This window comes from Paenibacillus sp. UMB4589-SE434 (genome assembly GCF_030226685.1).
In the GTDB taxonomy this organism is placed as follows: domain Bacteria; phylum Bacillota; class Bacilli; order Paenibacillales; family Paenibacillaceae; genus Paenibacillus_B.
In genome coordinates, this window is the sequence record NZ_JASOYK010000002.1 from 53,722 (window position 1) to 76,474 (window position 22,753).

Sequence of the window (22,753 nt, forward strand, 5' to 3'; positions counted from 1 at the left end):
CTTGGAGGATGTTCGGATGAACACACAATCACTAACTTGGAAGAAGCGGGGCTTGTCCTTGTTCCTCGCTACGATCATGACACTGGGAACGTTATTATCCTATACAACGACTGTTCATGGAGCTGCTGCTGAGAGCAAGGAAGCTGTGACAGCGGAACCAGCGGCGCAGAATGGCGCACAAGCGCAAAAAGCAAATGAAGTGAAGGCAGCAGATCAGGATGGAGCACGAACCAGCACAGAAACGCGTCAAGATTGGCAGCAGTGGATGAAGAGCAATGCCATTGCATTGAAAACCATCAAGCCTGAAGCTACAAAGAATGCAGTCGTCAAGGCAGACCAATTCAAAGACTTGGCGCCATTAAAAACGCTGCTAAAGGACAAACGTATCGTATACTTGGGCGAAAGTTCTCACGGTGCAGCTGAATACAATTCGGTGAAGACACGACTCATTCAATATATGCATCAAGAACTGGGCTTTAATGTGGTTGCGTTTGAGACGAATCTCGGCAATGCCGCTTCTGCTTACGGGAACGTGAAGTCCAAGAAGCCCGTACAAACGATGAAGGATTCCATCTTCCGCATCTGGCAGGCGGAAGAGACGGTACCGTTGTTCCAATATATTCAGGATACGCAAAAGACGAAGAAGCCGCTGGCGTTGGCTGGGTTCGATATGCAGCCGCAAGGGCCATTATTCTCAGGCGAATGGATGGGGGATGCCAAGCTGGCCAAGCGCTTCCAGGAGGCCGAGCTGGAGTTGGACCGCTGGGAGCAAAGCGAGGATCTGGCTGCTTATGCCAAAGCAAAGCCGAAGCTGTTAAATGTGTACCAACAAGTGCGCCAGATTACGCCTAAACGTGCCGCTGCACTGCGTCGTCAATTCCCGGACAACCCGCACATCGTGAAGATGGTCGAGCGTGCACTTGATAACCGTATCCAAGTGGTGAAGGAGTACATGGAGACGACGATTGCTTCGACCGGATTTATGTTAGGCAAGTCGATGGACTATCAATCTGTTATCAAGTCCTCCGAATATCGTGACCGCATGATGGCGGACAACTTGGTCTGGCTAGCAACGAATGTGTACCCGAAAGAGAAAATGATCGTGTGGGCGCACAACGGTCACATTTCCAAGGCGTATTCCAAGGAGTTAAACTCGCTGCCGCGTGTGCATATGGGCGAGCTGATGCAGAAGACAAAGTTCAAAGATCAAAGCTACGTGATGGGTCTGTATATGGGGGGCGGCAAAAATGCCCACGTGACAGGCGAAATTTTCGATGTGCTGCCACCAATGGCGCACTCCATCGAGGAAGTGATGAAGGGGGCAGGACATCGTTACTCCTTTGTAGACATGCGATATAAACCAGAGACGACAGATAACTCTTGGATGAGACAGCAGATGGGTTCTTACTACACTGGTGTGTCCCCTGTAAGCAGCGTACCATTTGAGCAGTATGACGGTATATTGTATATTGATCAGGTATCGGCACCTAAGTATTTTAAGAAATAGGGATAAGGGCGTTGAAGGGAAGCTAGGGTTTAACTCGGGTGAATGGATGGGAGATGTAGCGCTCATTGGATGGTCTGTGGACTGGTGTGTAAATGAAGAGCAAGCCAATCATGTTGTTTGTAGAGATGCAAGCAGAAGTGAGAACAGCCATGATGATGGATACTCCTCATATTTATAGGAAGTGCAAGGACAGGGACAGCTTTCGAAAGAAGGCTGTCTTCTTTATTGTATAATTACCTTCTAGTCCGACTGGGGTGAAATGTGACGTTGTTTGTGGTCACTTTGAAAAATGAAGCAGTGGGTGGACATAGACTAGAAGGTTCCCCTTCGGGTACACTAGCTTGTAGCAAGCAGCTCTAGGGGATTAGCTGCATACCATTTTAAATAGGTATGAAGGCTATTTGCCCGTATTATTCTATTTGTGAGTTGTAATCGAAACGGGGATAGTGATTATGTTTATTCAATTGATCAGTGTAGGTAAGTTAAAAGAAAAATACTTGGTGCAGGGCATTGCGGAGTATAGCAAACGCCTTGCGCCTTATGTGAAGTTCCAGGTGATCGAAGTGCCTGACGAGAAGGCACCTGAAAATATGAGCGACGCCGAGCTGCTGCAGGTGCAGGAACGGGAAGGCGAGCGCATTCTTGCGCACGTGAAGCCGGAGGCGCATGTGGTTGCGCTAGCAATCGACGGCCAGCTCTGGTCGAGCGAAGACTTGGCGGCGCATATGGACAAGCTCGGCACGTATGGTACGAGCCATGTCGTGTATATTATCGGCGGCTCGGTAGGCCTGTCGCCAGCCGTGATGCGCCGCGCGCAGTCGAAGCTCAGCTTCGGGCGCATGACGCTGCCGCACCAGTTGATGCGCCTGGTGCTGGTGGAGCAGATTTACCGAGCGGTGAAGATTAATCGGGGGGAACCGTATCATAAGTAGGTCGAAAATTTGTTTTAAATGATAGGGGAAGTTCTACTACAGTGCATAGAGAAGATTGGATTAGTTAAGTCTAGAATGCCTTATGAAATCTGGATGCGGGAGGAAGTCAGGTCCTTCCTCATCCTCCCAAACCATAAAATCGCTATCATGTTTTCAAGACCGCAATCAAGGTACTGTACGACTGAAAATTGTTTTTATTTCGTTATTAGGTGAAGTATATCCTCAATATCTTCAAGTAGTTGAATCAGTAATTTCATTACCCCGCTGGAAGAGCAAAAAAGAATTGTAAATAATACTTCCAATTTTTTTATCAGATTCAAAGCAGTTAACAATATAAAAAATCCCCTTAGCAATTGGATGCAATTCATTGTGGAGGGGAATATTCCATTGCTGGATGTTTTTTTAGATGCCCATTAATATCTGTATCGTTTATGATATCCGTCTTTTTTTGTTCTATAATTTCGAAGAAAGATTTATTATTTATAAGCTCCCTAAAATCATTCATTGTAAAGCTAATAATAAGAACATTACATTTTAAAAATAACTTCTTAGTCCACCCATAAGCATCTGACCAATTAGATCCAGTAATGCCTCTCTTAGAAACTAAAATTCCAAATGATTTATTTTGGCTTATAAGTAGGCAAGCAAACTTACCAACATAGGTGACATCTACTGGTCGAGCATAGTTTTTACACTCGATAAGAAAATCATCTTCAAAATTAAAATATCCTTTTGCTTTAGCGATAGTACCACTTGTAGATAATTTACAAAGAAAATCTATTTCGTTTGTTGAAGTATGAATATTCGGCAGTGCATCAAAAAACTTTAACATTTTTAATGTTTCTCTAGTTAATGTTTCAAGTGCATCGCCTTTTTCTTTCTCTGTGCTGAATGTCTCTGTTTCTATTTTATCGATTAAAGTGGATAATAACGCTTTGTTTCCATCATTAAGAAGCAAAGATTTTTGAAATTCTGTAGCTTCTCTATGACATTGTTCAAATATTAATTCTAATGCATTATAACCATCAGGTTTGCTCTTCATAAGTAATCTCCACCTGATGTAGTACTTGATAAATCAAAATATTATTTTCTTGTACATTAATCATTTGACCACATTCTGGGCAATATTGCTCTAAATCATCTCCTAATAAGTCCAAAAGGTTGTCGTAAAGTTTACCAATAGACTTGGATTCACTAGGACAATAAATTTCATACAGTTCTTTAAGATAGCCGTTTTCTTTAAGTAAATTTAAAATTTGATAAGCTACTTTCATTTCAATGTTTAATTCACGAATTAAAACTCCTGGATACACGTAGTTACCAGGTTTGAAAAGTTTGAAAAGGCGAGTAAGAGCTGCTTGCTGTTTTTTATTCAGTTTGACTGGCAAGTTGTTGCTTGTTATCAAAAATGAATTGTGTAACATAAGACATCCTCTCCGAATCGGCATTGTTGCCATAGTATTGTAAAACACTGAAATCCTGACCGTGATAGTTGAAAAGGAACTTCACTTTCAAAACCTTACTTTTCACTTCATTTTTCCAAGCTAATGTTATCCAAGGATGATCAGAGAGATACTCTGCTTCTAGAATTATTTCTTCAAGCAGTTCTTGTATTTGTCTAGTTTCATCATTTGCATCGAAGAGATCTTCATGATTCCTTAAAATATCTTTTAGGTTTCCAATTAGAGGTAAAATCATATTATCATTATTACCTGTATCTAATACTGCTTTTGAGCCAGTATGATATTCGAGTGCTTGAGCAGATACTGCTACCTCATTCTCCTCAGATTCATTCAATGTTTCTTTAATGTATTTCACAATAGAGGATAGATTTATTGCTAGTAACTCAATGCCTAATAGGCCTTCTAATCTTTGTTTAACTTCCTCGATTTTTTTGATGTAAAAGCCGCCTTCCCCATTGCTAATATATCCTTTTACTTTTTCAAAGCGAATTTCTAGCATTTTAGTTTCAGTATTCAACAAACAAATAATTGGATAAACGATTTCACGTTTATTGTCGTTTTCTTGAGGTAAATAACCAACTAAATGCAATGAAAATTTTAAAATATCCAAGCCAGCTACTTTTTTATGTGAGGGTTTACAGTTGATAATACTCGTGCTTAATTGATCATAAAGATAATCATCCGATTCAGTAGAAATAATAATACCTTCATCAATAGCAGTTTTTAAATTATTTGCCCAATCCGCTTGTATTTCAAATAATACGGAATAACTGTACGGAGACTCGTATTCTTGATCTTGGATAACGGAAATAACATCAGTTGTTTTATGTTCAAGGGTGGTTAATAACTCTGTAGCGTCATATTTAGGATGATACGTGCTTCCATCCTCATTACTGAAAATGTAAGCATCTTGTGAAAATAAGTTAGCTTTGTAACTAATAATTCCTTTTTCTTCTTCAAGTGTTTTTAGCAACTTTTTTACTAAATAGTTAGGATATACTTCTTTGATTGTAGTTTGAATTACATGTTTATATTCCATATTATTTCCCCCAAAATTGTAAATTAAAATGCATTTTTAAATTTCTATAATACCTTCGTATTAACACATAGTAAAAGGGAATGATTTAGGATCGTTTCTAATCGTAAAATATTTTGTGTAAATAGATAAACTGAAAAAGCAAGGCCTATTTTTGTAGAAATGGATTACCCCAAAGAATTCCAAAAAAGAGGTCTTCCCTATGAATAATTTTACAACAGATACGGTACAAGCTCTAGTCACAATGTAGTATGTAACAGAAGTTTTCCGTGAACATTTGGAATTGGTTATGAATCGTATGCTTGAAACGGAATTAATATCTTTCCTAGACTATGTAAATATGATTGTATTGGACTTCATTCTGGTAACTCTCAAAACGGGGATTACATTCGTACGCTTCATATCGATACAGAGTACGGAGGGTTGCAACCTTATCCCTTGGGATCGTAACTAGGAGTTTAAATAGCAGACAGTAGTTCCCTACAAGCTTCTCCAATGATACTCTTGAATCTATACTTCTTTCAAAAGGGTGTTACGATGATGGAAATTGTTATTCTTTTGAGAAAAAGTATGGTCCTCACTGTACGCCACAGACCATGTATAACATGACTAAAAAGATGGTTAAACACATCGATTCCTTCGCTAAGCGTTACATCTGTGTCTATATCAATGCCACTCACATTTAGGTTATGCGTGAAACGGTCTCTAAGGAAGCTGTTTAACTTGGCAGATATTCGTGAAGATGGCTCCAAAGAGATGTTTAACGTACGTTATTGCCCCCACAGCATCAGCCTATGTTTGGAACGAGCTTCTATAGGGTGTTAGAACTCGTGGAACAGAAGAAGTCTTGCTCATCGTCTACTTAAGACTATCCTCAAGCGTGGTACTAAGCTTGCCGTATGTGTTGCCGTAACTTTGCTTAATAAGTAAGTGTATCTGATCGATATAAAATCTGTAAGAACTTTAAATCAGTATACCTAGTAGAAGATAAAACAGTAGGACTTGCTGTGTTGGAGGACTTTTGTGACAAGTGGATTTTTGTCTATCGAGGTAGTTAAGTCATTACGTGAGAATCCTTATCTCTTCACAGTCTAGTATGCAAAATTCAAAAAAGAAGTAGTTAAAAGTATACTATAACGAAGTATCTACAGATAAAGATCGATTATGTAACTTAATTATTTTCAACGTATTAAGTGGTAAAAGGACACCCGAACAGATGCCCCTAAATTTCGCCATATAGATGATTCGCTGAACCGTACCATAAGTAGGGCGAAAAATTTTCGCCGGAGATGGAACAAATGGACGCAGCAGAAACCTTTGCTGCTCCCCCGTCTCCCGAATTTCCATCTACACCTGTGCCAGCCACTGTGCTGATGATGTAGGGCATAAGCCTTTCCTCCAGACAGTTCAGGTAGCAGTGTCATTATCAACAGAACAACCAGAACACAAGCCATAAGCTGTGTTACCTTTTTACGCATTCTTTTTTCTCCTTCATAGGGTACTTCTCCGATAAAATTCATTCTTGATTCAAACAATCCCTCTACTATTTCATCCAGATGGGCCAATAGAACGTGCTTTTCCTTATGATTGACACAGATAAAGTAAAGGCGGTAAAGTTATCCTATTCTAGCCATGTTATTGGAGGATCATTTCATGAAAAAACTAAGTTCTGATTTTGAATATTTAAAAGATATGTATATAGATGGATACTTCCCTAATTTTCTTGTGGATAAAGTCAAAGCTGAACTAGTTAAAGTTGTTGAATTTTTGGAACAAGGTAATCAAGATATCGAGGAAATTCAATCAAAGCTTAATTCCGCCATCAATGCAATCAATGATCTTGCAGAAGAGTTTGACGAAAATGACAGCGAAATTGAAACAGTTGGCAGAGAATCAATTGCACAAACTGTTGAAGATATTTTAGCCTTTTTTGGTATCGAAATAGATACAGAAGTAGCCATTCGTGAACGTGATTGGTAGTTTGTTAGGAAATATATTTTTATTTCATCATCATTATACGCCAACACATACCTTTTTATAGGTGAAGAGCGTATGGGAACATGGAGTGCTGAGGTTTTTGGTAATGACACCTCGTGTGAGATCAAGGAATATTTCTATGAGCAGTACAATCGGGGTTCCGAAGTTACTCAAATTGTAAGTATGTACACCCGACGCTTACTATCTACAGTTGGCATTGGAGTTCAATACAATCTTGCTTATTCCCAGTTCGTCATCTCTATTAATAGGCATTGCTACACTGGAAGCAAAATGAAGGCCTATACAGTGAAAAAGTTTCTAAGGAAACGATTACTAGATTAAATAGCTTTTTGTTCTCAACAAGTAGCTGTATATATTAGTAACTTAAGATATAAAGGGGGATTTATTATGAATATTATTGTAGCGGAACATTGGAATCTTGAAAAGCATGAACTGCCCGGCGTTAATAGCATCATCTTTCCAAATGGCACTGTAACAATTTTAAGTTGTTACAGCGCATATAACCCCAACACAAATGAAAGTAAATTTTATTGCTCTCCCTTGTGTGACACAACTATTGAAAGCATATCAAAGTATAATGTTGAATGTTGGACGATCGTTGATGAATGGGTCAGTATTGATTATCAAGACGGGAAAATCTGTGGCGGTGATGGTCAAATGGGAAATGAAGGATTTATTGCTTGTACGGATGCTGAAGACCGTTTGGTATGGGGAATATTTTTTGAAAATTCAAACCCTATAAAAAGCTTAGAAATTAAAGATAAAATCCTAATCGCTATTAATGAGCATACCGAACTACAAATTGAAATCAACTTAGAAAACCTCACCCAAATTAAAATGACTGCCATAAAACCCAATAACGAGCCAACTAATTGATGAAACAAATACCAAGCACGAAATTTCCTAATATAGAGTACTCACCTGGCTCTGCCATTTTCTCGATACATGGATCAATTCGATCCGTGATTTGGACTGGGCTTATCCCTCTTTTGTGGAAAACTACAAGGCGTAGAAGAAAGCGTACGAGCTAGCTCCCCGGGCCTTAAAAGAGTTTACTCAAAATTATTGACATGCCCCCTTTAAAACTTGCCGCTTCTACCAGCGCGGTGAACCTTATCACAAGTAACATCGTTCCGGACAGTTCAATCAATTAACCGGGATGACATTGCGGGATATATCTGAGGACTCGATGGATTCGCGGCTTCTGGACGTTGCCGTAAAGTATGGACTCTCATCACAAGAGGCGTTTACCCGAGCATTCATAAGGCTATTCAGCTCACCCCTGCAGCCTCCCCAAAAGCTTTCCGACCTAATCCGTTGGCTATTCGTCAGGAACTAACAAGGAACTTTGACCCCCAAGGGATGGGAATATAAATGGATTGAAGTTGGTTGTAAACAGTGTTACTCTAACAACGGTAAACTCAAACGCTATGCTCTACAATACATTCAATAATAGTCACAAATTTAGTTATAAAGAAAGGTAGTACTATGATAAAAGTTGAAAACTTATCCTTCTCATTTCCACAAAAAGAACTATACACAAACATTTCATTTACGTTAGAAGAGGCACAGCATTGCGCTTTTATAGGAACAAGTGGCAGTGGTAAAAGTACACTGATCGATATACTGATGGATCCAGAAAAATATTTGTTCGAGGGCAAGTTAGAGATAGATCCAACCTGCACAATTGGGTATGTGAGTCAGTTCTCCCAACTAGACAGAACGAAAGAAACAACCGTTTTTGAATATATTGGGGAAGAATTTATTCAAATACAAAATGAAATACAATCTCTTTGTACTGAAATGGAAACATCATCGGATATTGAGTCGTTACTCGAAAGGTACCAATTAGCTTTAGACGCGTTTAATGCAATCGGTGGCGATAATTTTGAAAGCAACATTAATAAAAAACTAAATTTAGCAAACCTCATGAAGCTAAAAGATGTTAGGGTATCCGAGCTGAGTGGTGGAGAATTCAAGCTTATTCAAGTGATGAAGGAGATGCTTAGTAGTCCCGACTTGATGATTATGGATGAGCCCGATGTATTTTTAGATTTTGAAAACCTAAATGCGCTTAAAAATCTTATTAATTCTCACAAAGGCATACTGCTAGTTGTTACCCACAACCGATATCTATTGAATCATTGTTTCAACAAAATTATTCACCTTGAAAACATGGAAATCCAAGAGTTTGATGGGCGATATATGGAGTATAACTTCTCATTACTTCAAACAAAAATTGAGTTGCAAGAAATCGCAGTCGCTGAACAAGAAGAAATTGAGAGATACGATAACATTATTGATAATCTTAGGGCTATTGCAACTATTAATTCAGAAGCATCTAGAGGGAGAGCATTAAAAGCTCGAGTTAGATTTCAAGAGAGATTGGAAGCGCGTAGAATTAAAGCACCATTTGTTGATATTAAGCAACCGAATATTCGTTTTGATATTGATCATGAGATGGAAGACACCATTGTTGTAAATGTCAGTAATTATAGTGTTGCGTTTGATGAGCTGCTATTAGAAAATGTTAGCTTTGAGATAAAATCTACGGATAAAGTAGCCATTATCGGTCCAAACGGTACCGGAAAAACGACTTTACTCCGAGATATCTTTAACAATAATCATGATTCCATTGAAATAAATGCGGATGCTAAAGTGACTTATCTATCTCAGCTTCAAGGCGAAGTGTTAAAGGATTCTAATACCATACTAGAGGAATTCATTGATGCTGGGTTTAGCACTTATGATGAGGTTAGATCGTATATATCACACTATGGCTTTGAAGGAGAAATTGTTAATCAGAAGATAGCATCTTTATCTGGTGGAGAAAAAAATATACTCCAATTGGCTAAAGTTTCTGCTAGTAAGGCAAACGTATTGCTTCTTGACGAACCTACAAGCCATTTAGACACCTATACACAAATCGCGCTGGAAAAAGCCATTGAGGATTATAAAGGTGCGATTCTCATGATATCTCATGATTTCTATTCTGTTGTAAATGGTATGGATTATGTTTTAATCATTGACGATAAGACGATTAGAAAAATGAGCATGCGAAAATTTAGACAGATGATATATGCTAGACATTTTGATAAAGACTATTTAGAAGCGGAGCAAAACAAAAAAGCAGTTGAAATGAAAATAGAATTGGCTTTAAAAGATACTAATTTTGAACTTGCAAAAGTATTGGTTGATGAGCTAGAAGAACTGATTAAGTTGCTTTAAAATACGATCCTCTGATCTGCCTCCAAAATTCGCTCTTTAGATGTTATGGAGAGCTGTATCATAAGTAGGGCAAGTTTTTTGTGGAATTCCTTGCGGGGCATGGATTTGTATAAATGTGTGAAGGTTTCGGGGCAATGATAACACTGGACGATGTAGCCTTTCTGGCACAAGCTGAAAGTGCTCCCCGATTCCTCGCTCACTTCAGCCCTCAGTTGTTTAAAGTAGTCCTCGACCGGGAGGACAAGCGCCGAAGGAAGTACTTCCGAACAACGCAAAGTGACAATGTCATGCTTCGTATTAACGATTCTCATTTTTACATACCTCCTGAATAAGAAAATAACCCCTAGATGAAAAAGGGTCTTAGCTCTAGGTCACGAATATGATATGTGTATCTAAATACATGGGGGTGGACATGTGAGGAAAATAAAGGTTTATCATTACGATGCATTCAGCAGTATTCCCAATTTGGGAAATCCAGCGGGAGTAGTATTGGATGGTGAAACTTTAACCGAAGAACAAATGAGGGAAATTGCAGAAAAAGTAGGTTTTAATGAAACAGCTTTTCCTCTTAAATCCGATAAGGCAGATGTAAGAATTCGTTTTTTTACTCCTGGCCATGAAATAAATCTTTGTGGCCACGCAACAATGGCCACTATCTACGCTTTAAAAACAAAGGGATTACTGGGTCATCATACTGATCTTAGGATTGAAACAAAAGCAGGTGTTTTGCCGATTCGAATTACTTCAAACGACGGACTTCACATTACCATGAAGCAAGCTGTTCCCCAGTTTCAAGAATTTAAAGGCTCTCTTAAAGATCTGGCTTACTCAATGGGCATTGAAGAGAGTGATATTGAGTCAAAATTGCCAACATTGTACGGAAGCACAGGTATATGGACGTTGTTGATCCCAATAAGAACCCTTGCCGCATTCAAACGAATGCAGCCCAACAATCAACTTTTCCCGAATGTGCTGAAGGAAATGCCTAAAGCATCTATCCATCCGTTTTGTATTGAAACCTATGATCCCCATGCACATATGCACGCACGTCATTTTTCCTCTCCGTTTTCTGGCACCATCGAGGACCCAGTAACTGGTACAGCGTCTGGGGTGATGGGCGCTTACTACGCTAGATACATAAACAAACACGCTCCTTCATTAGATCTTCTCATCGAGCAGGGGCACGAGATCGGAAGGGACGGCAAGATTCGAGTGTCCGTGACCGATAACGGGAATGGGATAGAGGTTACGGGTAATGCAGTTTATGTAAATGAGTTTGATGTTTTAATTTAATCATGGACTTAGCGGAGAGCCGTATCACAAGTAGGGCGTAATTTTTCGGATCTTCCGCAACGGGCTGGGTAAACCTTTTGCCGGGCATGGTTTTGGGGAAAGACAAAGGGCGAGGACCGGTGGTTATATGCCACCAATCCTCGCCCTTTTATCATGATCTGGATGACGCTTTTGCGCCCCTTTCAGGCTGCACAAAGTGCGTTTCATCGCATTCGATAATGCCGTTGAGTTGACGATACATTGACCCCGCCAAAGCAATAATTTTTATGAAAAAAGTATTTTATTTACAGGAATTTGCATTATGAATGCCGAAATCCTAATATACATCATTCAGATTGCATCGGATATCAAAGTAAATCAGGAAAGGAGCGTAATTTCGACCTTCGACCTTATTACAGCAGAAGTAACAATAAGCAGACATTCTTTCGCGTATTTTGAATAACATAATGGTTGGTGCAGCAGCCGTATGATATGAATACGTCCCCAGTCCCCTCATGCGATTGCCAGTTAAAGGCGCTGTACGATGTTGTACAAACGAAAGGCTAAGGAATGCTTTTGCGGGAGAGCTCGCAGTATCAAAAGCGTTAATCATTAGGGAGTGAGAAAGGGGCACAATTCTTGGAAGAGTTAGGTATTATCCGAAGCAAGAAAAGGAATATAGCGAGGTTAAGAGGTTACTTGATGGTGGTAGCTCTTCTCGTTTCGTTAATGGCATTCGGATCTTCGTCATTTGCTGGCGGAGATAAAGGGAGCGATAGCCAAAAGGTCGTGACTTATAATACGAACGGCGGCTCAACGATTCCCCCTGAATTTGTGTGGCCCGGAGATACAGTATATTTTCAACAAACTCCGGTGAAGGAGTGCTACAGCTTCAAAGGCTGGTTCTACGACAGTGCGCTAACGCGAGCCTACCTTGCGTCAGACCCAATTAATAGCAGCCTAACGCTGTATGCGAAATGGGTGGCCTCGAGTGCAGACGCGAAGTGTGGCGCAGCTATATTGACATTGACCTCGACGATCGGTACGGTAAGCGTCGGCGGGACGGTAAATGAGACGATCCTTGTCGGGAGTGACGTCAAGCTAGCCGCGTTGAAGGCCGCGATCACGCCGTCAGCGAATGCATCATTCGAGATCTACAATGCAGACGGAATAACAAAAGCGACGACGCTAGCGACGGGCATGAAGATCATCGTGACCTCGCAAACCGGTACCAATAAGGTGACGTACACGATAACGGTGAGTTCTCCGAACTTAGCATTAAATAAATCCGCGAAGGCGGACAGTACGTGCAACGACTCGGAGACGGCGGCCAAAGCCGTAGACGGCAGCGTAACCAATAACGGCAAATGGTGCTCTTTATCCGGCAACCGTTGGCTGCAGATCGATCTCGGCTCCGTTGAGCAAGTGAACCAATTTGTCATCAAGCACGCAGCGGAAGGCGGAGAGCCAACCTTCTATAACACGAAGGCGTATAATATCCAGGTCAGCACAGATGGTGCGAACTGGGAAACGGCAGTCAACGTAACCGATAATAAAAATAGTGCGACGGTAGACAATATCACTGCATTATCAGCAAGGTATATCAAGTTGAACGTTACGACGCCTACGCAAACCACAGATCATGTAGCAAGAATCTACGAGTTTCAGGTATACGGCCCACCCAATTTGGCATTAAATAAACCCGCGACGGTTGATAGTACATGTAATACTTCGCAAACCGCGGCCAAAGCCGTGGACGGATTAGTTGCCAATGATAGCAAATGGTGCTCCAAATCCAGTAACCGTTGGCTGCAGATCGATCTCGGCTCCGTGAAGCAAGTGAACCAATTCGTCATCAAGCACGCATCGGAAGGCGGAGAGACGGCCTCCTACAACACGAAGGCTTATAATATCCAGGTTAGCACGGATGGTCTGAAGTGGAATAAGGTCGTAAACGTAACCAATAACCTAAGCGGCATTTCGTTAGATACAATAACTACTGTGCCGGCTCGATACATCAAGTTGAACGTTACGGTGCCTACGCAAACCACCAACCTTGCAGCAAGAATCTATGCGTTCGAGGTATACGGACCTCCAAATGTGGCATTAAATAAACCCGCAACGGTTGACAGTACGTGCAACGCCTCGCAAACTGCGCTCAAAGCCGTGGACGGTAGCGTAACCAATGACAGCAAATGGTGCTCCAAATCCAGTAACCGTTGGCTGCAGATCGATCTCGGTTCCGTGCAGCAAGTAAACGAATTTGTCATCAAGCACGCATCGGAAGGTGGAGAGACCGCCTCGTACAACACCAAGGCTTACAATATCCAGATCAGCACTGATGGTACGAACTGGAACACGGTGGTCAACATACTCAACAATACGAGAGGTATTACCGTAGATAAGATAACTGAAGTAACGGCACGATATATTAAGCTGAACGTAACGAAGCCTACACAGACCACAAACCCCGCAGCAAGGATTTATGAGTTTGAGGCTTACGGCCCTAATTTTACGACATAACCCTTGCGACTGATAGAATAGTAAAGATGTATTGCCTCTGAGACTTTAAGTCTTAGGGGCTTTTTGATTTTCACAGGGAGGAACTTTCATATATCTCAATTTTCTGTAATGATTTTTTATTTCCTTATGTTATTCATTTTGAACTTGTCGTTTTATGCCGTTTGCTGTGACATTCCGTAGTATACTTTTATCACAACGAACTAAAGGAGTACATAATGCTTGATTCTAATCCTAATGGGTTGGCACATTGCACAGAAATAAAAGATTTAGCCAAATCATTATTTCAAAAATCAACGATACATCTGGATCGTGCGGCGCTCTTATTGATTACGGATGGTCAAACCACTCTATCCATTAATGGGCACAAAGAGCATATTGTATTTGGGCATTTAATTGCCCTTAAAAGTGGTGCGGTGATCCAACTTACCAATACAAACCGTCTTGATTTTTCAGGCTATTTAATTAGCTTTGAGCTGTATGATACAGAAATGAAATCAACCTATAATTGGTCTATCGATACAACGAATGGTTACTACATGCAACGAGTGCCTGAAACGGTCATCGCAGATATTCGCATGTCGTTCGCTAAAAACACAGACCATCTCCATATCACCATTAAACAATTTATTTTATACAGCTTGCTGAAAGAATTACAACAAGAGCGATCAACAGATGAATACACACTTGAGCAAAGAATTGAACATACTGTTATTTATATGCAAAAAAAATATAACCTAATGATGACAAGGGATGAACTAGCCGCTATCGCTGGATATAGCCCTTGGTATTATTCGAGAAAGTTCATTGCGTTATATGATAAAACACCGATAGCTTATTTAATTCGTTATCGTATTTTCCGCGCACAAGAAATGCTATTAACAACAGATGATTTATCACAAAATATTGCAAAAAAAGTTGGCTTTGATGATGTGCAAAACTTTAGTCGACAGTTTAAACGCATTGTTGGTCGCCCACCTAAGCAATTCAAAAAGGCCGTTGGTGAATATCGTGTTTGCTTTCTCTCACCTGCACACGCAGAAATTGCGATTGCATTAGGTGTTGTACCTAGTTGTGTTACTGTGACGAGCTCCCTAACGCCAAAGTATCAAAAGATTCTTTTTCATGAAGTGGGTACAACCATTTTAGAAATGCCCCAATATGTGATTCAACAAGACATCATTGTACAACAACAGCCGGATTTAATTATCGGTGTCGACTTAACGGATGAGACAAAACAACACTTCCAAACAATCGCCCCTGTTATCACGGGGCTACCTTATGATTTAAACTCACTAATTCGTTATTTTGGTGAATTGTTTAATAAAGAGAATGAAGCTGCACAAATCATTCACGAACTTACGACAGATGTAGATGTTCTAAAAAATAATATACAACAACATATTGCAAAGGATGCTACTGTACTTTTCTTACGTGTGGAGGAGTTGGGCTATCGCTATGTTGGTGAATCTTCTAGTGACTCGGCTATCCTTTTATATCAGGAACTTGGCTTACAAATGCCTGAAATATTGCGCGCAAATGAAAATAGTTTCAACATATGTTCTCTACAACAATTAGTGGCAGCTAATCCTACTTATTTGTTTATTGAAAAACGCATAATGGATTATTATACTGCCGACCTTAGCTTAGCTGATTTACAAAAAAGTGAGCAGTGGGCAAATTTAGATGCTGTGAAAAATAAGCGTGTTTTTAATGTGGATACGGGTTTATGGATTAACAATTGTAGTGTGTTTGGCAAAAGGAAAATTATGCAGCAGATTGAACAATCGATAATAGATCGTGTTTGCCCTAAAACACAATAATCCAATTTTTAAGGCACTTTACGCTATAGTAGGCGCCTTCATTACCTGTTATTATTTGATAGTGATAATCATTATCAAATAATAAGGAGCTATATTCAATGAAAAAAACGATGCAATATATATGTTTTGTATTAATTGCTTTAACATTAGTTGCTTGCTCAAGCACTAACAAAGGAAGCGAAAATGAGGCAAAGGATAAAGAAGTAAAAAGCGAGCCTACAACGCGTATTGTAAAAGATGCCTATGGTGATGTCACTATACCTACTGAACCTAAAAATATGTTAGTCCTTCGTTCTAACTATGCTGAAAACTTAATTGAAATCGGTGTAACGCCTCAAATGGTGACAGTCATTGAAGAGATTGAGCCTGAGTATCGCCCGAAATTATTTAAGGACAACAATGTTAAAATAATTCCGACTGTGCAATATGAGGATAATTTAGAAGTTATTCTTGAAGCAGCACCAGATGTCATTATTGCTGAAGGCGCAGCTATCGATGCTAAAAAATACGAGGCTTTAAGTAAAATTGCCCCTACTGTTGCTGTTGAAGCAGGTGTAGCAATAGATGAATATGTTCCTGTGCTTGGTAAACTGTTCAATAAAGAGAAAGAAGCTGAACTTGCTCTCAAGAAGTTTAACGAAAAAATAGAAGACACCAAAAAGAAACTACACAATGCTATAGGTGACGAAAAAATTCTCGTATTACGTGTAGAACAAAAACAATATCGTGTGCTAGGCACTGAAAAGGGCAGCCCTGGCAGTGACATGCTATACACAAAACTTGGACTAAATATTCCTACTAAGTTAAAAGATAATAAGGATTGGTTCACGCCCATTTCCTTAGAAGTTTTACCAGAGATTGAAGCAGACCATATTTTTGTCGAACAACGTACAATGCAAAATTATAGTAGTGAACAATCCATGAAAGATTTAGAGAATAGCACAATGTGGAAAGAAATGGCTGCTGTGAAAGCAGGTAATGTGTACCCATTAAAAACAGCAGATTACGTTGTAGGTGAAGGTTTGATTGGCTCTCCACTATTCCTTGATTATTTAGTTGAAAAGTTGGTGCGTTAAATGGAACAAGAAATCTATGATGTCATTATTATCGGTGGCGGCCCAGCTGGTATGTATGCTGCCTTTTACAGTGGCATGCGTGAAATGAAAACAAAAATGATCGAAGTTAAACATGAATTAGGTGGGTTTATGCGCACCTATCCTGAGAAATTAGTTTGGGATGTCGGTGGCATTGAGCCTGTTCGCTGTGAAGATATTATTCACTCCTTAATCAAGCAAGCTATGACATTTAATCCAACAATCGTATTTGGTCAAGAGGTTGTTGGCATGGATAAACGCGAGGATGGCATTTTCGTCTTAACAGCTAAAACAGGCGAGAAACATTATACGAAAACAATTATTTTAGCTACAGGACGCGGTATTACACGCATTCAGAAATTAACGGTTGAAGGCGCTGACCGTTATGAACTAAACAATCTTCACTATACGGTAACGAACATAAATAAGTTTAAAGATAAACGTGTACTCATTTCTGGTGGGGGCGACTCAGCTGTAGATTGGGCTATTGAAATGGCTCCTATCGCCAAAGAAGTGTACGTCGTTCATAGACGAGATGACTTTAGTGCCTTTGAATCGTCTGTAACGCGCATGAAGTCAATCGCAACAACCTTTGTCCCTTACACAGTTTCGCGGTTACATGGCAATGGTAATAAAATTGAACATGTCACATTACAGCATGTTGATTCAAATGATACGACAAAAATTGAAGTAGACGAAGTGCTTGTCAATCACGGGTTTGAACGAAACTTTGGTGGCGCCATTATGGAATGGGGCTTAGCCTCTGAAGAATGGGGCATCTCTGTTACACCAAAAATGTGCACAAGCATGCCAGGCATCTTTGGCGCAGGCGATATTGTAACGAATGAAGGGAAAGTAAGGCTGATTGCAGGCGCATTTAACGATGCTGTTCTCGCTGTGAATAGCGCCAAATTATACATTGACCCTACAGAATCAAAAATGGCGGGCGTTTCTTCTCACAATGACATCTTCGCTGAAAAAAATGACGCGATACAACAAAAGAATAAAGCTGTAACTACACATAAGTGATAGGTTAATACCTTCCCTGTTAGATAAACAAATCATCTGTTTATCTAATGGGTTTTTTTATTGAAGATCTATAAGGATTTATGATTGCTCTTTATTTTGCCAGAGTAACATTTCCGCTTCGCCTGCAATATGATGAGTCTAGAAATCTAAAGAGGTGAGCCAATGGCAGTCGTAAAAGCCAGGGAGCAAGATATTAATATGTTGGCAAGGTTGCTTCGAGCGGAAGCTGAGACCGAAGGCGAAATGGGCATGCTCCTTGTTGGAAATGTTGGTATTAACCGAATAAGAGCGAATTGCTCCGATTTTAAAGACATCCGGACAATTCCTCAAATGATCAACCAGCCACATGCATTTGAAGCATTGCAGCATGGTATGTACTATCAAAACGCAAGAGAGCGGGAACGTCGTCTGGCGCGACGGGCGGTGAATGGAGAGCGAAATTGGCCAGCCAAATTCTCTTTATGGTATTTCCGTCCCGGATCGTTCGAAAATCCCGGACCATGTCCACCAACTTGGTATAATCAGCCGTTTGTAGGACGATGGAAGAAGCATTGTTTTTATGAGCCGACCGCGGAAGAATGTGAAGAAGTATATAATACGTATTAATTCTATAAACGAAAAGAGCTCAGGATCTCTTAACCTGACTTGTCACAGCAATATGTCGGTTGGCAAAACTTTATCTCATTAGGTGCCGCGTAAATCGCGGCTTCTTTGGGTTTAGCGGAATTAAATTGAAGCTTGCTTCCATTAGGGGTGGGAAGCAGGCTTCTCTTGTTAATTCCCTGTCATTTGGCTGGATGTATTCGTCCCTTGATGAATTTCGCGATAGTCTTTCTATGCGATCAGATCCGTTCAAGATGTTTTATTTAACTGTTATATCTCCAGATGTAGTTTGAAGTTGTACAGTAAATGAACCATCCCCCGTTTGCCCTTGTGTCTTCCGGTTACTTTGCTTACTATCCTCCAGCGGAATGGAAACAGATCGTTTTCCACTACCAGATTGCAAAATCCAGTTTACATTAGAGTCCTTGTCTTCCAAAGTTAATTGAACGTTGCCGCTTTTGACAGAAACATGAATGTCATTATTTATTTCTAAATAGTCAAGCAATACATTTCCGCTTTTCCCCTTTATATCGAGCTTTTGTGTATTCATGTTCTTTATCTTTACGTTTCCGGAAGAACCGTCCATCGTTACTTTTCCTTCATAATTGGCTGGAATACGGAGAGACAATTGTGGCATATTTCCGATATTCACTATGTTCCTGAAATCACTCTTTAGCCGAATATTAAATTGTTCGTTCTCCTTATCAATAACAATTCCCGTTCCATTATTATTAAGCCAGGAAGCTTCAACTGACTCGATATCTGCTGATTCTACTTCTACTGTTGTGCTGCCATGGTCAATATAGATGTTATTAATTCCCTTAAGTGATACCGTTTGCATAGCCTCTTCATTAGCACCACAAGCACTTAGAAATAGTATTCCTACCAAAAGTAAACAAACGTAATATTTATTCATTTCCTCACCTCTTCATAATTATTAAGCTGATTGTATTAGGTTACGTAACGTCACTTGCAAGTAACATTTAAAAGAACACTTGTAAATAAACACTTGAAAGTGACGTTACGTCATTTTGTATAATGAAGCCAATGATAAAGACAAGGGGGATGTTAAAATGAAACAAGGAGATATCATTATTTATGCATGTGTCATTATTGGAGCAGGGATTGGACTTATGCTTGATCAAGCTTTTCCTGGTGTATTAGTCGGTCTAGGATTAGGATATTTAATTAAAATGGGTTTATTTAAAAACAAAGAAATTTAAATTCAATCATTAGAGGTGTCAGTGCTTGATTCACATAAAGGAAGTTGCGAAACAGACTAAAATTACGGTTAGAACGCTTAGGTACTACGATCAGATCGGATTACTTACAGTCTCCTCCAAAACCGATGGGGGGCATCGTCTATATACAGAAGAGGATTTGAAGCGGCTCCAGCAAATTCAATTTTTAAAAGGAATCGGCTGCAGCTTAAAAGATATTAAAGTAATGCTAACTGATCCTAATTGGAATTGGTCCAATAGTTTGAAGAGCCAACTGGTTTATATTATGGAAGAGCAAGATAAATTAAAGGGTATAGAGTCTTCTCTGCGGGAATTGATAAATGGGATGGCAGTAGAAGGTGGAGATGACTATCTTGCATTACAGAAACTTATTCGGTTATCAACTAATAATAAACCAAGGTTACAGAGCTATAGAGAGAGCATGTTTAATGATATGGAACTCGAGCTTTTGAAAAAGGTTCCCAAAATGAGGGGAGAAGATCCTGATTCTCTGGAGTGGATTGCTCTGTTAGGTCAGATAAAAAAACATATGAAGAATGATCCTGCGTCATTAAAAGTGCAAAACATAATAAGACGCATGCTGGAGAAGCAAATGGAAGACTTTAATGACGAAGATGAGTTTATCAATAAACTATGGGATATAAGAAAGTCTTCAATGCAATCTGAGAAGCTTGGACTTTATCCGATCGAACAGGAAGTTCTTGATTTTATGGAGCGAGCATACGAAATCTACATTTCTTCCCTTCACAAATCCACTACCTGCAAGGAGGAGAATCGTGGGTAATGAATTAATTCCTATAGTAGGGGGATTAGCCCTGTTAGATGCAATTAGTCTGGCAACTTTGGGGGTCACGGTATATTTGCTTTTAACTGAAAGAGAGCGGTTAAACTCACGATTAATGATTTATTTATTGACAGTCGCAGGGGTTTATTTTGTGGTAGGCGTTTCTCTAATGTTAGGTCTAGATGCTATAATGGCTTCCTTTTCCTCTATCTTTCAAAATCGGATTGTTAGTTGGGTAATGCTGATTATCGGGGGGATATTGTTTATAGCAAGTTTTTATTATCCTAAAAGTAAAAACTCCGATTTGCCAAAGCCAAAGTCCAAAAGTATGGCATCTATGGTTGCACTCGGGTTCACGACATCATTGATTGAAGTGGGGGCAGCATTTCCTTATTTTGCTGCGATTGGTCTTATGACAACCTCAAATTTGGCAGTATTTCAGTGGCTGCCGATTTTAGCTGGCTATAATTTCATTATGGTGCTGCCGCCATTGATTGTGTTTACACTGCATTTATTATTGGGACGAGTGATGCAAAGTTCATTAGAACGCCTTCGAATCCGGCTTTCGAAGTATTCAGGATCTGCTATTTCATGGATCATGTGTATCGTTGGGCTGATTTTGATTTTTAATAGTTTGGATTATCTGTAAAGAGTATTAGAGTATGCAGCGTCATCTTCCACTCGGATCAGGGATTTCATTATACATCCAAGCCGTTATATATAAATTCTTTCGGCGTCCGTCTAGCAGACGCTGCTGAGTACATATAGAGTATTTATAGAGAATACCGGTATGCATTTGCTGAAATTAATGGGTAAGCAAACGAAGGAAGCCGGCAAAATAATCAACAAGGGGGATTCAAAATGTTGTTTTGGAAGAAAGAAACGCAACTTGATCGAATAAATAACAAACTCGAAAAGGCCATGCACAAAGATATGGATTGCTTGGTGTTTGGAGCATCATCACACAAATACAGGGTTAATGAAAAGCTTACAGCAAAAGAGCTTGCGGACTGGCAAGCAAAAAATCAGGTCGCACTTCCAGAGCCTTATACGCAGTTTTTAACGAATGTTGGGAATGGGGGTGCCGGACCTTATTACGGGATTTATTCGATTGGAGAGGCAACTTCCCATATTGATAGCAGTGTACTCGCTACAAAATGCGTTCTGCACCCCGAGATGACAAAAGAGGAATGGAACCGTTTGACTGCCCCTCTGATCAGTGATGAGGACATCTCCGACCGGGAATACGAGGCCGTCCGTGATCAGGTGATGGGAGGTATGCTGTGCATTGGCACGCAAGGCTGCGAATACGATATGTATCTCGTAATTGAAGGAAAATACAGGGGGAGAATCGTTTACACTTCAGATTTTTATCCCGATCATCCCTTTTTCTTTGTCTATGAAGATAACTTTCTGGACTGGTATGAGCGCTGGCTGGACGAAATTATTTTGGATTATGATATCGGGTGGTTTGGCAGTAAAATGCCGGGCGATGAAAATACATTGATACAAGTTTATCAAAACGCTCCAAACGAAGAAATCAGATCAAAAGCGCTTGATGGAATGTTCAAGTTTAAGAAAATTTCGCAGCCAACCATTGATTTCTTAAGAAACGTTGCTGAGCGAGGACAAAATGATCGCACCCAAGCCATTCAGCTCATCTGCAAAACCTCTTTTGACGCGGGAAGAGTCTATCTTCTGGAACTGTTGCACTCGGATCAAAATGAGGATTTTTTACAAGCTTTAAGGATTCTGAACTGGTATGGTAAATCTTTTGATTTAGAAGAATTTATTATAGTGATAGTGCAAAGTCTGGACAGAGTTCATGAGTTGGAAACGTTACGTTATGTGGGGTATGTTTTGGAATCTTCAGGTGCAATTTCACTTCAAAAATTTAAGGCTTTTTTGTGCCATGCTGACTCGAATATACAAACAACCGCAATCTATGCCACACGCGGTTGCAATGACAAATTGGAAAGCTGGGAGATCATTGAACAGATGTTAATGGGGGGCGTTAAGGAGGTCATGAAAAGCTCTATTCTATATTGGGGCATGATCCCTCATGAGAAGTTATTGCCGTATTATAAGGCTGCATGGCCGGAATATAAAAGCAATGATAATTTCAGGGAGAAATTTATTGGTTATTTGAAAGATTTAAATTTGCCAGATGATTATTTTGACAAAGAATAATTTTGCTACTGATGTCCAGTCAATGCAGACACA

The 22,753-nt window shown here is 39.9% G+C and carries 21 protein-coding genes; 15 read left to right on the forward strand and 6 right to left on the reverse strand.

Annotation, left to right across the window (positions count from 1 at the left end; genetic code table 11):
• Nucleotides 1-16: 16 nt before the first annotated feature.
• Both QP775_RS10455 and rlmH read left to right on the forward strand, forming a co-directional pair.
• Complete coding sequence (locus QP775_RS10455) at nt 17-1,507, forward strand: erythromycin esterase family protein (RefSeq protein ID WP_285105855.1); 1,491 nt, start codon at nt 17-19, stop codon at nt 1,505-1,507.
• A gap of 452 nt (nt 1,508-1,959) precedes the next feature.
• A complete protein-coding gene (gene rlmH, locus QP775_RS10460; RefSeq protein WP_028543668.1) occupies nt 1,960-2,439 on the forward strand; it encodes a 23S rRNA (pseudouridine(1915)-N(3))-methyltransferase RlmH in 480 nt (159 codons plus the stop codon).
• A gap of 364 nt (nt 2,440-2,803) precedes the next feature.
• Here rlmH and QP775_RS10465 read toward each other — a convergent pair whose 3' ends face one another.
• The 4 genes from QP775_RS10465 to QP775_RS10480 form a co-directional block, all read right to left on the reverse strand.
• Nucleotides 2,804-3,481: a hypothetical protein gene (locus QP775_RS10465; RefSeq protein WP_285105857.1), complete on the reverse strand. Its 678-nt coding sequence runs from the start codon at nt 3,479-3,481 to the stop codon at nt 2,804-2,806.
• Nucleotides 3,465-3,827: a hypothetical protein gene (locus QP775_RS10470; protein ID WP_285105859.1), complete on the reverse strand. Its 363-nt coding sequence runs from the start codon at nt 3,825-3,827 to the stop codon at nt 3,465-3,467. The genes QP775_RS10465 and QP775_RS10470 overlap by 17 nt, the downstream gene beginning before the upstream one ends.
• A complete protein-coding gene (locus QP775_RS10475) occupies nt 3,808-4,941 on the reverse strand; it encodes a hypothetical protein (protein WP_285105861.1) in 1,134 nt (377 codons plus the stop codon). Before QP775_RS10475 ends, QP775_RS10470 begins: the two co-directional genes overlap by 20 nt.
• Nucleotides 4,942-6,160: 1,219 nt before the next feature.
• On the reverse strand, nt 6,161-6,325 hold the full coding sequence (locus tag QP775_RS10480; protein WP_285105863.1) for a hypothetical protein: 165 nt from the start codon (nt 6,323-6,325) through the stop codon (nt 6,161-6,163).
• Nucleotides 6,326-6,591: 266 nt separating this feature from the next.
• Between QP775_RS10480 and QP775_RS10485 the strand changes: the two genes are divergently transcribed.
• The 3 genes from QP775_RS10485 to QP775_RS10495 all read left to right on the forward strand — a co-directional run bounded on the left by QP775_RS10485 (nt 6,592) and on the right by QP775_RS10495 (nt 10,164).
• The gene (locus QP775_RS10485) at nt 6,592-6,918 is read left to right on the forward strand and encodes a DUF5713 family protein (protein ID WP_028543670.1); all 327 of its coding nucleotides are present in this window, start codon (nt 6,592-6,594) and stop codon (nt 6,916-6,918) included.
• Between the two features lie 405 nt (nt 6,919-7,323).
• Nucleotides 7,324-7,812 (forward strand): hypothetical protein, encoded by a 489-nt coding sequence (locus QP775_RS10490; RefSeq protein WP_285105866.1) that lies wholly within the window; start codon nt 7,324-7,326, stop codon nt 7,810-7,812.
• Nucleotides 7,813-8,424: 612 nt separating this feature from the next.
• Nucleotides 8,425-10,164, forward strand: coding sequence for an ABC-F family ATP-binding cassette domain-containing protein (locus tag QP775_RS10495; RefSeq protein WP_285105868.1), 1,740 nt, complete (start codon nt 8,425-8,427; stop codon nt 10,162-10,164).
• Here the strand turns inward: QP775_RS10495 and QP775_RS10500 are convergent.
• Nucleotides 10,161-10,475: a hypothetical protein gene (locus QP775_RS10500; RefSeq protein ID WP_285105871.1), complete on the reverse strand. Its 315-nt coding sequence runs from the start codon at nt 10,473-10,475 to the stop codon at nt 10,161-10,163. The two genes, QP775_RS10495 and QP775_RS10500, sit on opposite strands and share 4 nt — an antisense overlap.
• A 103-nt stretch (nt 10,476-10,578) precedes the next feature.
• Between QP775_RS10500 and QP775_RS10505 the strand changes: the two genes are divergently transcribed.
• The 6 genes from QP775_RS10505 (at nt 10,579) to QP775_RS10530 (ending at nt 18,508) form a co-directional block, all read left to right on the forward strand.
• On the forward strand, nt 10,579-11,457 hold the full coding sequence (locus QP775_RS10505; RefSeq protein ID WP_239329139.1) for a PhzF family phenazine biosynthesis isomerase: 879 nt from the start codon (nt 10,579-10,581) through the stop codon (nt 11,455-11,457).
• Between the two features lie 681 nt (nt 11,458-12,138).
• The gene (locus tag QP775_RS10510) at nt 12,139-13,959 is read left to right on the forward strand and encodes a discoidin domain-containing protein (RefSeq protein ID WP_285105874.1); all 1,821 of its coding nucleotides are present in this window, start codon (nt 12,139-12,141) and stop codon (nt 13,957-13,959) included.
• Between the two features lie 215 nt (nt 13,960-14,174).
• Nucleotides 14,175-15,779 (forward strand): AraC family transcriptional regulator, encoded by a 1,605-nt coding sequence (locus QP775_RS10515; RefSeq protein WP_285105876.1) that lies wholly within the window; start codon nt 14,175-14,177, stop codon nt 15,777-15,779.
• Between the two features lie 98 nt (nt 15,780-15,877).
• Nucleotides 15,878-16,855, forward strand: coding sequence for an ABC transporter substrate-binding protein (locus QP775_RS10520; RefSeq protein WP_239329136.1), 978 nt, complete (start codon nt 15,878-15,880; stop codon nt 16,853-16,855).
• Nucleotides 16,856-17,902: an NAD(P)/FAD-dependent oxidoreductase gene (locus QP775_RS10525; protein WP_285105878.1), complete on the forward strand. Its 1,047-nt coding sequence runs from the start codon at nt 16,856-16,858 to the stop codon at nt 17,900-17,902.
• Nucleotides 17,903-18,064: 162 nt separating this feature from the next.
• Nucleotides 18,065-18,508, forward strand: a complete 444-nt coding sequence (locus QP775_RS10530) for a cell wall hydrolase (RefSeq protein WP_285105880.1) — start codon at nt 18,065-18,067, stop codon at nt 18,506-18,508.
• A 256-nt stretch (nt 18,509-18,764) separates the two neighbouring features.
• Here the strand turns inward: QP775_RS10530 and QP775_RS10535 are convergent, their stop codons facing one another.
• The gene (locus tag QP775_RS10535) at nt 18,765-19,421 is read right to left on the reverse strand and encodes a DUF4097 family beta strand repeat-containing protein (RefSeq protein WP_285105882.1); all 657 of its coding nucleotides are present in this window, start codon (nt 19,419-19,421) and stop codon (nt 18,765-18,767) included.
• Between the two features lie 157 nt (nt 19,422-19,578).
• On the opposite strand from QP775_RS10535, the gene QP775_RS10540 reads away from it, so the two are divergent.
• From QP775_RS10540 to QP775_RS10555, 4 genes are all read left to right on the forward strand, one after another.
• The gene (locus QP775_RS10540; protein ID WP_239329131.1) at nt 19,579-19,728 is read left to right on the forward strand and encodes a hypothetical protein; all 150 of its coding nucleotides are present in this window, start codon (nt 19,579-19,581) and stop codon (nt 19,726-19,728) included.
• Between the two features lie 25 nt (nt 19,729-19,753).
• Nucleotides 19,754-20,530: a MerR family transcriptional regulator gene (locus tag QP775_RS10545; RefSeq protein WP_285105885.1), complete on the forward strand. Its 777-nt coding sequence runs from the start codon at nt 19,754-19,756 to the stop codon at nt 20,528-20,530.
• A complete protein-coding gene (locus QP775_RS10550; RefSeq protein ID WP_285105887.1) occupies nt 20,523-21,179 on the forward strand; it encodes a GAP family protein in 657 nt (218 codons plus the stop codon). Before QP775_RS10545 ends, QP775_RS10550 begins: the two co-directional genes overlap by 8 nt.
• 212 nt (nt 21,180-21,391) lie before the next feature.
• A complete protein-coding gene (locus tag QP775_RS10555; RefSeq protein ID WP_285105890.1) occupies nt 21,392-22,720 on the forward strand; it encodes an SMI1/KNR4 family protein in 1,329 nt (442 codons plus the stop codon).
• The last annotated feature ends 33 nt before the right edge of the window (nt 22,721-22,753 follow it).